Genomic DNA, 14236 nt, shown 5'->3' on the forward strand with positions numbered 1-14236 from the left:
TAGCGGGAGCACTAGTCGGGTTCGAGTGTTCAATGCTCTTATATTGAAATAGTGTTCTAGAAACCCATGGTTTCGAGAACACCCCCGGTCTTTATGGCTGGATGATGACAACAGGAGAAACACAATCCTCATGACAAGCAAACGGAATATCCTGATCCTCTACGCGCATCCCAATCCGATTCAATCGTATGTGCAGAAGGTTCTCCGCCAGGCCATCCAGGATCTGGAAGGCGTCGAAATCCGTGATCTTTATCGTCAGTATCCGCACTTTTATATTGATGTCGGCTTGGAGCAGGAGGCCCTTCTACGGGCGGATCTGATTATCTTTCAGCACCCGCTTTATTGGTACAGTTGCCCGGCCTTGCTCAAGGAATGGCAGGACACAGTCCTCCAACCGGGCTTTGCCTATGGTCCCGGTGGAACGTCACTGCGCGGCAAGGATTTTTTGCAGGTGCTTTCCCTGGGTGCTCTGGAGTCCACGTATCACAGACAGGGTGGCAATCGCTTTTCACTGCCGGAATTTTTGCGTCCCTTTGAAGCCACTGCGTATCTATGCGGACTCAATTACCACTGGCCCTTTTTTGTGCAGGGCGGCACGCGCCTGGCCGAGGCCTTTGTCCAGGATCAAGGCCACCGCTATCGGCAGCTGCTGGAAGATTATTTACAAAATGGGTCGGCCGCGCTCGTGCCACTCAACACGGCTGCGGAGGGTTTCTCGCATGACTGACAGCACACTCTTATTTATGGTGATTCTCTTTGGTGTCGCGCTGTTGGCCGTTCCAGTCACCGCGCGCCTGGGTCTTGGTTCCGTTATTGGTTATCTGATTGCCGGTGTTCTGGTGGGTCCCGAGGTTTTCGGCTGGGTGACAAACCCGGAAAAGATTCTCCACCTGGCCGAGTTTGGAGTGGTGCTGCTGCTCTTTCTGATCGGCCTCGAACTGAATCCCAAACGCCTTTGGAAATTACGCCGCTCCATCTTTGGGCTGGGCTCAGCTCAACTTCTTTTGACCATCGTGCTGATGGCTGGCGCCTTTCATTTTCTACAATGGACCTGGAAGGAAGCCTGGATCGCCGGTATGGGCATTGCGATGTCATCGACCGCGATAGCCATGCAGATCATGCGTGAACGGGGTCTCCAGCACCATCCCGTTGGACAAAACGGTTTCAGTATTCTCCTCTTTCAGGATATTGCCGTAGTGCCCGTGCTCCTGCTCGCCTCGCTCTTGAAACCGACCGACGGCAGCAGTCTTTGGGAATCCTTAAGTTTTGTCGATGCGTTGACCGCGGTCGGGTCCATCGTTGGGATTATTATTGCCGGCCGTTACCTCACCCGTCCTGTTTTTCGCTGGATTGCAGGGGCGCGCATTCATGAACTCTCCATCGCCTTCTCCCTGCTCATCGTGGTGGGAATTTCCTGGGTTATGGTCAAGGTTGGTCTGTCGATGGCGCTCGGCGCTTTTCTTGCCGGCGTGATTCTGGCCGAATCCGAATACCGTCACGAGCTGGAAGCCAATATTGAGCCTTTTAAAGGCCTCCTTCTCGGACTCTTTTTCCTGGCCGTCGGCATGAGCATCAAGCTGCAACTCCTGGCCGATCAACCGCTCCTTATCGCCGGCCTGGTCGTGGGACTCGTGCTGGTGAAAACTCTGGTCATCACCGTCGTCTCCTGGGTATCTGGCGTGAAAACACGCGATAAACTTCTCCTCGGCCTTTTGCTCTCGCAGGGTGGTGAATTTGCTTTTGTCCTGTATAGCCAGGCCATTCAGGATGGAGTGCTGACGCCAGAGCGAGCGGATCTCTTGAACGGTGTCATCAGTCTTTCCATGTTGACGACTCCCCTCCTCCTCCTCATCTATGATCGGTGGGCAGCCAAAGCCTGTATTGAAGGTTCGAAAAAACCAGCCCCGGATGCCATGCCTGAAGAAAAGCATTCCATTATCATTGCGGGCTTTGGACGTATGGGACAGATCGTGGCGCGCCTGCTGCACGTCAACCATATCTCGACGACCATCATTGACCATAGCCCCGAGCACATCGATAATATGCGACGCTTCGGTTATAAGGCCTACTATGGCGACGCCTCGCAATTGAATCTTCTGGAAGCTGCGGGCCTTGCTGAAGCAAAAATGCTCGTGATTGCCATGGATGACCGTGAAACCGTCACGCGTGTCGCGGCGATGGTGCGGCGGGAATATCCGAATATTCCAATCCTGGTGCGGGCCTATGATCGTACTCATGCTTTTGAACTCATGGACCATGGCATTGAGCACTTTGAACGGGAAACGTTTGGCTCGGCGCTCCTGATTGGCTGCAAAGCCCTGGAAATTATGGGCGTTCATCCCTACCAGGCCTGGCGAACCACCACCCAATTTCGACTTTATGATGCGGCTGCGTTGCAAAGACTCTATCCCTATCGCGCGGATGAAAAACAGTTTATCTCCAAAACCCGTGAGGCTCGTGAGCAGCTGGAGAAACTCTTTGTCCAGGATGAAGAGAAGCTCAAATCCGAGGATGAACTGGAGGGCTGGGCCTGATCCTCAGTGTGATCACAAAACTCGGGGACGGCGCTGCGGCGTCCAACTCAATGCGTCCATGCACACGCTGCAGAAGACGCCAGACGATGGACAAGCCAAGGCCTGAGCCCTGACTGCCCTTGCTGCTAAACCCGCGTTTAAAAATGGACAGGGCGATCGCCTCGGGAATGGGCGGGCCCGAGTTGGTAAAACGAAGGACAAGCTGGTCCTGCCGCACATCGGCCTCAATCTGGATCCAGCGCTCACCCGAGGGCAGATCCTGCAGGAAATCACAGGCGTTGCTGAGCAGATTGAAGAGCACCTGCATCAAAGCCCCGGCATGGATCTGAACCAACACAGGCGGCAGCGACAGCTCGACCCGAATCCCCAGTCGGGACAGACGCGGCCTTGTGAGTTTCAAGACCCTTTCCACAGTTCGAGGCAGCTCGCAGCTGAGTTCCCCTTCGTGCTGGCGACTGAATTCCAGAATATTCATGATCAGTTCGCGCGCGTAATTCGATTGGTCGCGCAGTAAAACAAAGGATCGCACCAGGGTCAGCTGATGATCGCAATAGAGTCGATCCTCATCCGAGAGCTGCTGGATCTTCAACCAGATGGCCTGTTTATCCGTCTGCGGCAAAGTCAAGTGAGCCAGACGCATGCGAAGCGATCGGAAGACAGGATCTTCGCTCTGTTTCAAACTGCTGAAACTCAAACCTTCCAGACTCGATTCCCGTCCATCCCCCAGGTCGGCCTCAGCCAGGATCTCAGCCGCCCGGTCCCAACCTGGAACCTGAACCGGAAGTTTTTGAATCAATCCGGCCAGCACGTGGCGATCGATCCGCTGGTTCAATTCCGAGAACTGGAAGATATTTTTCAGCTCATGACTGAGTTCGCCCAGGAGTTCGCCTAACTGAGCCAGACGATCGCGTTCCTCCAGCTGAGTCATCCGGCGGCTTAATTCGAGTCGACTGAGCAGATTGTGCACGCGCATCAGAAGCTCATCCTGATGAATCGGCTTGGCCAAATAATCATCCGCCCCCAGCCCAAGACCATAGAGCCGATCATCCTCGCTGGCTCGCGCGGTAATCAGAATCACCGGCGTATCCAGCAGCAACGGGTCCGCTTTCATGGCCTTCATCACATCTTCGCCGGACACCTGCGGCATCATCATATCGAGCAGGACCAGATCAGGCAGCTCGGTGCGCATTTTCATCAAGGCTTCCTGGCCACCATATGCCACCAGCACCTCATAACCGCGATCTTCCAGCATATGCTGAATCACTTCGCAGTTGATCTCATTGTCATCGACCACCAGGATACGCCGATCCAATCCATTTTGCAGTTTGATCGCTACGGCTGCAGTCGATGATTTGTCCAAAGCTTCCGCAGCATGAGGCGGAATCAAGGTTGAATTCTCCCGTCGAACCTTGGTTTTAACGTTCACTTGGCTTTGCTCGGGAATTTGGACGGTGAAGGTTGAGCCCCGACCTGGTTCTGACTGCACGTCGATGGTTCCGCCCATCAGGTGTACGATATCCCGTACCATGGTTAAACCAAGACCACTGCCTTCATAAGTGCGGCGAGCATCATCGGCGATCTGATGAAATTCCTCGAAGATGACATCCATCTGATCCTTGGGAATCCCGATCCCGGAATCCGCAATGGTGAGTATCAGGTGATCCGATTCCCGGTGCATCATCATCTTCACATAGTTGCTGCGCTGGGGATCCGCAAATTTAAAGGCATTGCCCAAAAGGTTACGCATGATGGTCGCCAGCTTTTCCCGATCGCCTACAAAGTGATCGCTATCCTTTTTCCAGGTTCGCTCGGCTTCAAAACGCGAGTCGGCTCGCTTCAGGAGCAGCCCTTCCGCCAGATGGCAGGCGTCGTCGTACAGCTCATCGAGCGAGATCATGCTGTTGTCCAGAGTCAGATTGCCTTTTTTGGACTTGGCAAGATCCAGGATGGTGTTCACCTGGTTTTTCAAAGACTCGGCGAGACGAATGCATTTTAAAAGCTGCTGCCGCGATTGCGGCGTTTGCGGGCCATACCGATCATCACGAAGCAGCTGCAGAAAACCGATGATGCCGTTCAAGGGCGTACGCAGTTCGTGACTGGTGTTGTGAAAAAAGACGGTGCGGGCCCGTTCCTTTTCGCTGATCTCCAGGAGCAGCTCTTCATTGCGTTCAAAGGTACGGGCAAAACGCCGACCGGTTGTCAAACTTTGCGCAAAGGCGAAGAACAGGATCGCATACTGCACCAGAAAGATGCCATTCACATCCTGAAAGAACACCAGATAGTCATTCACTCCAGCCAAGGCTACAGTCAGGATCCCCAGAAAAACCAGGTCCATATCCTTGGTTTTTTTCAAAAGGTAGATCATCGCGACCACGAGCACGATTGTATTCAAGAAGAGGGTAATAAACGAGAGGTTGAGGGTGTATTGGACAACCCAGTCGAATCCCAGGATCGTGATCATCAGAACACCCAGGATATTCAGCGCGATGGACACGTTACGCACACGGTTCAGGAATGGACCTGGGTGCATGGTAGCGAACATGATGGCGACCACGGCTAAGGCAAATTGCGTGGACCAGTAATTGATGATAATGCACAAAGGTTCGAGCCAGGCTTCGCCCTGAACAAACCAGTAAGGGAACATTTCCGTCGCGCAGTACCGAAGCAGAAGAGTGGCTGCAAATACCGATGACCAGAGATCAAGCTGGCTGCGGCGGCGTCCTACATAAAGGGCCAGACTATAGAGCGCGACCAGGAAAAAGCCGCCCATGATCACGGCCCGTTCCATCTGCTTGAAGATTTCCTCGCGAAAAATCTGCGTGTTGGTGCCTAGCCTCGGTCCTCCCAGGATGGCAACACTCGTATAATAAGCACTCACATGCATGATCAGCGTAATATCCCCGCCTTCCAGCAGGGATGCAGGCAAAGCTATCATTTCCTCACTGACATTCCCTATCGCCTCGCTCCGCGTTTTCCCGACGCGACCGCTCTCGATAAGTTTTTGCACCAGGCCTGTCTTATTATTTTTGATGAAGAGGGTGTAGGCGGATTGCACCATCCACAACCTTAGACTCAGCGGTGTTTCGTGCGTCGGCAGAAGGAGACGGGCCGCAAAGGTTCCGTAGCCGATCGATCGATGGGAATCATAGAGCAGACCAGAATTGGGTGTACCCGGCGTCGTGACAATCGAGGCCAGGCTCGAAACATCCACAGTCGCAGGATCCAACAATGCATGATGCTGGAAGCGCCATTCACCCTGGACCGAGATATTTCCCTGACGGTTAAAATCCCACGACTGAAGGTTCATTTGCCCTTGGCGCAACGGCGGTTGCTCGCGCGACGGCAGTGTCATGAGCTGACACCCGCTAAGCCAAAGCACAAGACTGACCACCAACCCTATGGGCATGAAAACCTCCCTAATCGCTTTCGGAACAAATGCTTAAAGCATTGAACATCTTGCCTACCAAGCGATTTGGGCTTTAATTAAATCCATGTATTTTACGCAGTCAAACAAATGAGCTTCAATAAAACTTAAGCAGACGATCCGAACGAAACCAGAAAATCATGTAGCCCTTGCCCCAGCGAATTTTGCTGACTTTCTTTCGCTTTGTCTTTCAGTTGACCGCATGCGGAAGCCTGTGGTCTACTCGCGCTGTTTCAATCAAGACATTCAAAATAGTTTTTTGGGAGATCGTGTATGCGTTTGAACACCCGTATGCTCGCCCTGGTGGGGATGCTGATCTATCCTGCATTGGGCGCGAACGCCAGCGAGAATTGTGAAGTCAGGTCCGGCTGCAGTGGTGCAGCTTTATGTGCGAACCCGGATGATACAAGCACAGCCGGTGCATGGTCAGTCGGAGCGCGCACTGTTAAAATTCAAGGTCTAACGGTGGAAGTCTGGTACCCGGCGCAGGACACAGCATCGCTGGCTGCGGGTCCTAAAAGTTATGATATGCGTCTCTGGCTTCCCGCTAAAGAACAATCCAAAGTTCCCGCGACTAAAGTGCCGCCTCAGGTCTGCGATTGCTTCGCCGATCTGCCGCTCGATACCGAACATGGTCCGTACCCTGTTGTGCTCTTTGCGCATGGCACCGGCGGCTTTCGTACCCAGACTCTTTCACTCATGACTCATCTTGCCAGCCGTGGTTTTGTGGTGTTAGCAGCCGATCATCCGGGCCTTTATCTGGCCGATCTCCTGCAATTTAAATTCGGTGCCAAGGTCAGCACAGATCTGCAAAGCATCCTGAAGGCTCTGCGCAATGAGGCTCCTGAAGTCAGTTTTCTGAAAGGAAAAGTGGCTTTGAATCACATTGGTTTGATAGGTCACAGCGCAGGCGGTAACGCCGTGTCCAGTCTTTCAGGTCTGGCCGACGTGGAATTCGTTGTCCCTATGGCGGCCGGCGGCACCTCAAACGGGCCTGATCTGAAGGGTTCCATGATCCTTGGCGCTCTGAATGATAAAGTCGTGGCCTATAGCCGCCAGCAAAGTGCCTTCAATGCCTCGCCAAGTCCCAAGCGTTTGATCGGACTCGGTAATGCTGGTCATCTGGCCTTCTCCGATCTTTGCGCGCTTAAAAACGAGGATGGCGAAGACATGGTGGCTGTCGCCCAAAAATACAAAATTGCCAATGCTGGTTTTGCCACTGGCCTTTGGGATGGCTGCTCGGCCGGTCAGCTGAGTCCAGCCCTGGCTGCCACCATTGTGAACTACACGGTGGCCGCGGGCGCCGAGGAAGTGCTGCAGTGCGCGGATCGGAGCGCTTCGTTTAAAAATCTGAAGAGCCGTTACAAGGAAGTGACTGAGTTTAAGGAAACTCTCCAGTAAACGGCACGATTTTGGGAGGGACAAGGCATCACGGTTCTCACCGAGGTGCCTTTTTTTTGCCAAAGCCGCACTGGGCATTTTCTGCCCCTTCATGGCCGGGACTATGCGCCGATAAACCCTTCGCAGATGATTCGAATCCACAGCGGGGATGGCAGCATGGCAAAGAAAGAAGAGAAAATTCCGGATACCCTCGAGTTTGTGGAGGGGCTCAAGCGCCGCTGGATGGCGACTGTCGATGCCATTGTGGATCCGCTTATGCTGATCGACAAGGAATATACCATCCTGCAGGCCAACCGGGCCATGTCAGCTCTTTCCAATCGTGATATCAAGCAGGTGATTGGGAAAAAATGCTATCAGATGTTTGCCGGCCGCAGTGCCCCTTGTCCCGGCTGCCAGCTGATCGAGAGTGTGGATACCCGCAAGCCGATCACGTTTGATCTGAAGCAAGTCTATCCTGGTCGTATCTACGAAGTCACCTCGCAACCTATCTTCAGTCACTCTGGTGAACTCGAAGGGGCTCTGCACATCTATCGCGATCGAACCCTGGCCAAACAGCTGCAAAATCAGCTGATTCAGCATGAAAAACTGGCATCAATCGGTCTCTTGGCGGGTGGTATTGCCCATGAAATCAATAACCCGCTGGCCGGTATCCTGCTCTTCGCCCAGATGCTGATGCGCACCATGGATAAGGAAAGCGAGCACTATCAGGATGTGGTGGAAATTGAATCCGCCGCCAAACGTTGCAAGACCATCGTGGAGAGTCTGCTCGATTTTGCGCGCAAACAGCCTGCGATCGAAGATAAAAAGAACGAAGGCATCGTGGACCTGCAGGATGCGCTGGAATCCGCTCTACGCTTTTCCACTGTCGGCGGTGCAGCCGATCGCATTGAAATCAACGAAGACTGGGGTCCTTATCGTGCCACCACGCGCGGCAACCGTAACAAGATCATCCAGGTTTTCCTGAATCTGATTCAAAACGGCATTCAAGCCATGCCCAACGGCGGCACCATGAAGCTTCGCACCTATTTGCTCGATGACGAACGCGGTCAATGGTCGGTCGCTGAAGTGGTGGATTCCGGAATTGGCATTCCATCCGAACACATCAAAAAAATCTTTGATCCCTTCTTTACCAGCAAGGGGGAAGGTCAAGGCACCGGCCTGGGTCTTTCCATCTGTCATGGCATCATCCATGATTTGCAGGGCATGATTGAAGTGGAAAGTCGATTGAACCATGGCAGCTGTTTCCGGGTCCTGGTACCCAGACCGGAAGCTCAAAAAAGGGTAGGGTGAGACGTGGACCATCTCCCGCGCAGCAAAATTTCGCCAGAACGCTTTGCAACTCATGCCGCCCTTGTGTGCGCAGCAGTTTTGAGCAGCGGTATTATGCTGATCGGGTATCGGCCGGGCAACACGCATCCATTTCCGCTGCTCTTTCCAGTCTTCCTTTGGCTCTCTGGATTTGGCGCGTTTACTGGCTTTTTTATCAGCCTCTTTATCGTGCTAAGGGAAGCCCGCAGCAGTCTGCTCGGTCTGATACACCTGGCGATCTTCGTGAACGTGGCTTTACTGTTTGGGCTCCAATTTATTTTAATGCAGCAGCCGCTCACAGCAGGCCTGGCTTACGCGCTTTATGCGATCTGTCTCTTGGGACTTGCGTTGATTTTGAATGAGCATATGGCGCGACTCCTGGGCAGTTCCTATGTGGAACGCACCAGCCTGGCTCTCATCATCGGCCTTTTGAATCTTGGCTTCGTGACCTGGGATCTGCGGCTTTTGCAGTTTCAAGGGATTGAAGAACCGTCGCTGAAATGCGTCCGTAACATTTACGCCTGTCTGCTGCTCCAGCCTCTGCTCATCCTTGGCATCCGACGTCTGACCACCCGCCAGGCAGGAGTCCGGGGCAGCCGCCGTCGCCTGAAATCCTCGTTCCGACGCCATCGGGATCGTTTCCGCTTTTATGCCGGTCACTGGCTGGCTTGCGCCTTCGCAGCTGCTTTCAGTCAATGGCTTTTGAGCCAACACGCTCCTGACAATTTAAATGACCCTTGGCTCGGGTCCAAAATCGTATGGGGCTGCATTAGTCTGGCCTGGATTCCGGCTCTTCTGCAGCAGCTGCGGCACTGGCAGCAAGCTCAGCTCCTACCGCGCAATATTCGGAGTCCCTGGCAATCGACGGGTGGTCGTGCCGAACAATTTTTGAAGCAGCATCATCTGCCTCGGGCGGCTCAGGAAACCTGGCTGGGCCTGCGGACAGCTATCATTATGATCGATCATGATCCACATGAAGATTGCCGCGTGCATCTGCCTGCCCTGCTTTATCGCGCGCGGCAGATGCAGTGCGAACAGATCATGTCACGCATTTTCTCCGAACAAATTCTCAGTACGCAGACTCAAGGCTCCCAGATTCTGGTGTCCATGGATCCTGAGCACAGCATTATGAGTTGCACCGAATCCCTATTGATTCTAACGGTACTCTATCTGGATGGCCTGCCGCTGGTGGAGAAGAGGCTCAAGCAATTGGTGCGCCTCCTGCCCCTCCTGGATCCTGAACTGGGGCGTCTGCTTTCGGAAAACAAGGTTGAGCAGCTCTTCAGTCGATTGCAGGGTTTCTTTCATCTGGATTATAACTGGATTGATCAGTCCATGCGCAGCGGCGATGATGAGGCCAGCTTCGACGTGCGTCTGGAAAATCTGAATCCTCGGGAACGGCAGCGGGTTCTGACCCAGCTAAGTTCGGCTCAGTGGCTGGGCAATTTTATTTGGATCAGCGAGTCAGCTCGTGATCGGTTGAAAACAGAATCGCCGTTTCTGGCATCCACCATCGAACGCTGGCCCATCCAGCTGGAGCAGGTGCATGGCAAGTCGATGGAAACGGCCATTTTTCTGATTAAATTTGAAAACCTGATCCCAAGGTTGCAGCGCTATCATGCTTTGGATGAAATTCGCAGCCGCCTGGCACCGCTGCCCTTACCGCCTCATTCGCAGAGAGTCTGCGAAGAGATTGAAGTCAGTTTGAGTCGTGATCCCGACCACATCGATCTACAGAATCATCTGAAGGCCATGACCAATCACGAGTGGCAGGGTTTCCGGGCCAAGGATCTGGCATTGGATATCCTTCTCAAAATGGTGGCCCGTGCCGACCTGCTCGAACGCAATGTCCGCATGCATAAAAATGATTGGCAAAATTTCCGACGCGAGACCCGTGAGCTGGTCCAAAAGATTGGTTATCCCAGTCAGGAATTGCATAAGGCGCACCTCAGCAAGCTGGAGCTGCGTCAGCTTCATGAGCTGCAGCGCATTTGCCTGGAACCCGAACACCCACGCTGCCGCGAAGCCTGGCTGCTGCTGGCCAGTCTGCCGACCCGAACGCTGCATAGCGATGCCGTGGGCCAGCTGTTGCAAACGATTGCTGCGGCCTGTCGTGCCCCAGCCTTGCGGAGCCATGAAATCATATTACATAAAGCGGTCGAGGCCTTCTTTCATCTGGCCAGGGGTTTGCCACTCAATCGTGACAATGACGTCAGCCGCGTGTTTGAAATCCTTGCCCGGACGTTGATCGAGGTTGAGGCGGATCAGGAACTTCTCCTGGCCTTCATGGATGGTAAGCTTGCCATGGATCAGCAGCGCGGCACCGAGATGAGTGTCTCAGGTCCAGTGCTGATCCAGTGGAAGGAAGCGGTTGAAAACATCCTGCAGGAGCCGGATCTTCCGGCGAGCATTCAGGCTGCCATTGACCTTCGCTGGCGCAGCTTTTCCGGATCCAATGATCCATTGCATAAAGCCTCGTGACCTTACTGCCGACATTGCCAGCAATCTGCCGCTCTAGCCCTGATCCAGCAGCTTTTGAGCTCCTTCCAGGAGCCGTAAACGTCCGCACTGCGACCTCGACTCCACGCCTTTTCGGTCAGCCGATTCGCAGAGAATGCGATTCACAAGCTCAATCTGTGCAGCTCTATCAAGCTCAGGATGAAGCTGGCGCGCCGCCCCCCATATCAAGGCAAATCCCGCCGCGGCAAGAGGCGAGGCCATGCTGGTGCCGGATTTCTCACCCCAATCGCCGCCAGGGACAGAACTGACGATCGCATCCCCAGGCGCAACAAAGCGCACCGAAGTCTGACCGTAGCTGCTGAAGCTGGCCAGTTGATTGTTCTGATCGCTGGCAGCCACCGAGATCACGCCTGTATATTTTTTAGGAACATCAGGATTCTTATCCGTGTCCAGCCGATCATTCCCGGCCGACGAGAAAACGATGATACCTCTCTCACGCAACATCGCAAAAGCATCGCGCAGGGCCTGAGTGTCCGGTCCCCCACCCCAGCTGCAGTTGATCATCTCTGCTCCACTGTCTGCCGCATATTGAAGGGCCCGCGCCAGATCAATGCTGTTACTCTTTCCCGACCGATCCAAAGCCCGCACGACTGTCAAAATCAAATTGGGAGCCGGGTTGCGAATGTCATCAGCCTTTTGCCCTATCATCAGTCCCGCCACATGCGAGCCGTGGCCGAAATCATCTTGAGGCATGGCATCCTCTTCAACAAAATCATAACCCCACGCATCATCGACAAAACCATTGCCGTCGTCATCGAGCCCATTGTCCGGCTGTTCGAGGGGTTTACGGGCCAATTGCGCCTGCAGCCATGGATGAGTGGGATCAACGCCACTGTCGATCACCGCAGCATGCACCCTTTGAAGAGGTACCCCTCTGCGCTCAAAAAGTTCACGCGCCGGCACAGCGCCCAATCGATCCAGCCACCAACGATTGTCATGCGCGGCTCGCAGGGCCTCGTCCTGAGGAAGCGTCCACTCATATCCCGGCTCCCAGGCCACCCATGTGCTGGGGATTATGTCGGGAAGAGGTGCGTTCCACACCCTCATATTCACCTTTCGGTCATCAGCACGCGTCCAGATCATATAGCGTCCGCGCTGTCGGGTCCTGTCCGTCAAGGTTCGGGGGACGAACGGAAGCTGCCCTTGATCCCCATCATCCCAACCGAGATAAATAAATCGGCCTCCATCAGCGTTATGGGCAATGGCCACTGCTCCCGGTCCTTCCCCGATCGACAGAGGAATGGCAAGCCGTATAAAAGTCTGATCGCGACCTAGGTAATGCCCCCAATAGCCGCTCAGGACCCAGCTATCATCCAATGCCAGCGAGAGGCCACAAACCTGTCCCGATTCGCAGGGACTGACGGGAAGACGGCGGATACTTTGGGTGCGAGGCCCATCCACGGTCAGGGTCAAGTCAGCCAGTGCATTACCGTCGGGATCGGTCTTGAGGAGCAAGCGATCGTTGCCGTCCCAACGCGTTTCTTCATTCACATTGGAAACGCCGTGGGTCCATGCGTCTGACAGTCTCCAGGAGCCATTTCGGGAATAGACACTCAGAGCCCTGCCTGCTGTCAGCAGAACAAAACCCTCGCCCGCAGCCACCAGTTCAGCGTTTTGAAAATCTGCAGGCACGGCCAAACGCGTCTGACGGTTGACGACCACAAAAGAGCGCGCAGCAAAAAATTCAGCAAAGTCTCCGCTTTTTTGCATCGCGCAACGCCTCGCACCGGGCTCAGGGCTGCCGAGTGCATCCGCAGAAACCCAACGTCCCGCGGGGTACGCGGCATCCCGGTCGGGGTAAAAGATGTGTGTTTCCCGGCCCGCACAGGCCAAAGCCACTGGATTCCCAGGGACATGAAAGGCGGCTTCAGCAAGGCCTCCCGAATAACGCTGCTGGGGTTGGCCTTTTTGCTGCCAGTTGACGGCAGCTGCGCGCTCGATGCCTTGCTCGCGCCAGTAGACAAGGCCTTTGAGGTCGCCAAGAGTCAGTCGATCGCCTCGTGATGAGGCCTTGGCATAAGGATAGGAACCAGGACTGTTCACCGGACCTGCTATCAACAAGGCAGACGGGATATACCAAAATAAGATTAGAACTCCGGATAGTACGCGCAGGATCATGTTGAGCCTCCAATCAGGTTGAGACCAGAAAACAGTAATTCGCGAGGATCAGCCATTCAGAAAAAGTAGTGGCGCGTCGGCAGTCAAAAGGAAACCCGCCTCAATCGGGTTGAATGAATCGTGTTTTCTGCCGGGCGCCCTTTTCTGAGCTCCGCCTCGAGCTCCGGAATATAACGAAGGATCCATCCATGGATGGTCGAGTGAACTGGCAAGTGTGACCAAACCTGTGTCAGGGTGCGAGAGGTTTTAGGCAGCAGAGCCTCAGCATATCCTCGTTATTTGCGGGGTTATTAAGGTGCAAAACGGGTTAATAACGGCACTGCATAAAATCGAAAGTGAAATTGTCGTAAAAAATGACCCTGGCCTTGTTTAACTATTTGAAATTATTGCATAATCAACAGACCACCATGGTTTGCCGCAGGCCATAGCCTCTCTGTCGGGCGACGGCAGGGGAAACGGGATGATGGAAATATTGCCGGAACTTTCTGCGACATAGCTGGGAGGCAGCGGGATGGCCATGGCCGAATGCATCTTTGGACCGGAGCTTGCTCTACGGAAAACAATTGATACCAACTTGCAGGAGAATAGAATGAAACTCGTAACGGTACTCGCGTTCCTTGCCATCGCTTCATCAATCGGCTGCGGTAGTGAAACTGAAAGTAAAGGTGAGGACAGCAGTCTCAACTCGCTGTTCGTGGAAAGCTCCATCGCATCCCTTTCGTTTGCGCTGGATGGAAACAAGCTTTATCTCGCTGAAGGCAAAAAAGTCCTGACCTGGGGGCACGATGCGCCGACAGTGGACGGTCAACAAATCAAGTACAAAGGCCTCATTATTGGCCGCTTGGACACAGGCTTTCTCTGCAATGGCAAGTTCGATACTGTTTGCGACGTCAACGCTTATAAAAACAAGCCTTCCGTCATCGCCATAAAG

General features: G+C 54.0%; 8 protein-coding genes. 6 read left to right on the top strand and 2 right to left on the bottom strand.

The window, feature by feature from the left end:
- Window positions 1–130: 130 nt before the first annotated feature.
- Both VE954_RS14535 and VE954_RS14540 read left to right on the top strand, forming a co-directional pair.
- Window positions 131–727, top strand: coding sequence for an NAD(P)H-dependent oxidoreductase (locus VE954_RS14535; protein WP_324953945.1), 597 nt, complete (start codon window positions 131–133; stop codon window positions 725–727).
- A complete protein-coding gene (locus tag VE954_RS14540; protein WP_324953947.1) occupies window positions 720–2534 on the top strand; it encodes a monovalent cation:proton antiporter-2 (CPA2) family protein in 1815 nt (604 codons plus the stop codon). Before VE954_RS14535 ends, VE954_RS14540 begins: the two co-directional genes overlap by 8 nt.
- Here VE954_RS14540 and VE954_RS14545 read toward each other — a convergent pair.
- Window positions 2500–5940, bottom strand: a complete 3441-nt coding sequence (locus VE954_RS14545; RefSeq protein ID WP_324953949.1) for an ATP-binding protein — start codon at window positions 5938–5940, stop codon at window positions 2500–2502. The genes VE954_RS14540 and VE954_RS14545 overlap by 35 nt on opposite strands.
- A 291-nt stretch (window positions 5941–6231) precedes the next feature.
- On the opposite strand from VE954_RS14545, the gene VE954_RS14550 reads away from it, so the two are divergent.
- The 3 genes from VE954_RS14550 (at window position 6232) to VE954_RS14560 (ending at window position 11148) form a co-directional block, all read left to right on the top strand.
- On the top strand, window positions 6232–7359 hold the full coding sequence (locus tag VE954_RS14550; RefSeq protein WP_324953951.1) for an alpha/beta hydrolase family protein: 1128 nt from the start codon (window positions 6232–6234) through the stop codon (window positions 7357–7359).
- A gap of 156 nt (window positions 7360–7515) precedes the next feature.
- On the top strand, window positions 7516–8649 hold the full coding sequence (locus VE954_RS14555; protein ID WP_324953953.1) for a two-component system sensor histidine kinase NtrB: 1134 nt from the start codon (window positions 7516–7518) through the stop codon (window positions 8647–8649).
- Window positions 8650–8652: 3 nt separating this feature from the next.
- Complete coding sequence (locus tag VE954_RS14560; RefSeq protein ID WP_324953955.1) at window positions 8653–11148, top strand: hypothetical protein; 2496 nt, start codon at window positions 8653–8655, stop codon at window positions 11146–11148.
- A gap of 33 nt (window positions 11149–11181) precedes the next feature.
- On the opposite strand, the gene VE954_RS14565 is transcribed toward VE954_RS14560, so the two are convergent.
- A complete protein-coding gene (locus VE954_RS14565) occupies window positions 11182–13305 on the bottom strand; it encodes a S8 family serine peptidase (RefSeq protein ID WP_324953957.1) in 2124 nt (707 codons plus the stop codon).
- A gap of 511 nt (window positions 13306–13816) precedes the next feature.
- Here VE954_RS14565 and VE954_RS14570 point away from each other — a divergent pair.
- Window positions 13817–14236, top strand: a 420-nt coding sequence (locus tag VE954_RS14570; protein WP_324953959.1) for a hypothetical protein, incomplete at its 3' end; no start/stop codon positions are given.

The organism is Oligoflexus sp. (genome assembly GCF_035638955.1).
In the GTDB taxonomy this organism is placed as follows: Bacteria; Bdellovibrionota_B; Oligoflexia; order Oligoflexales; family Oligoflexaceae; genus Oligoflexus.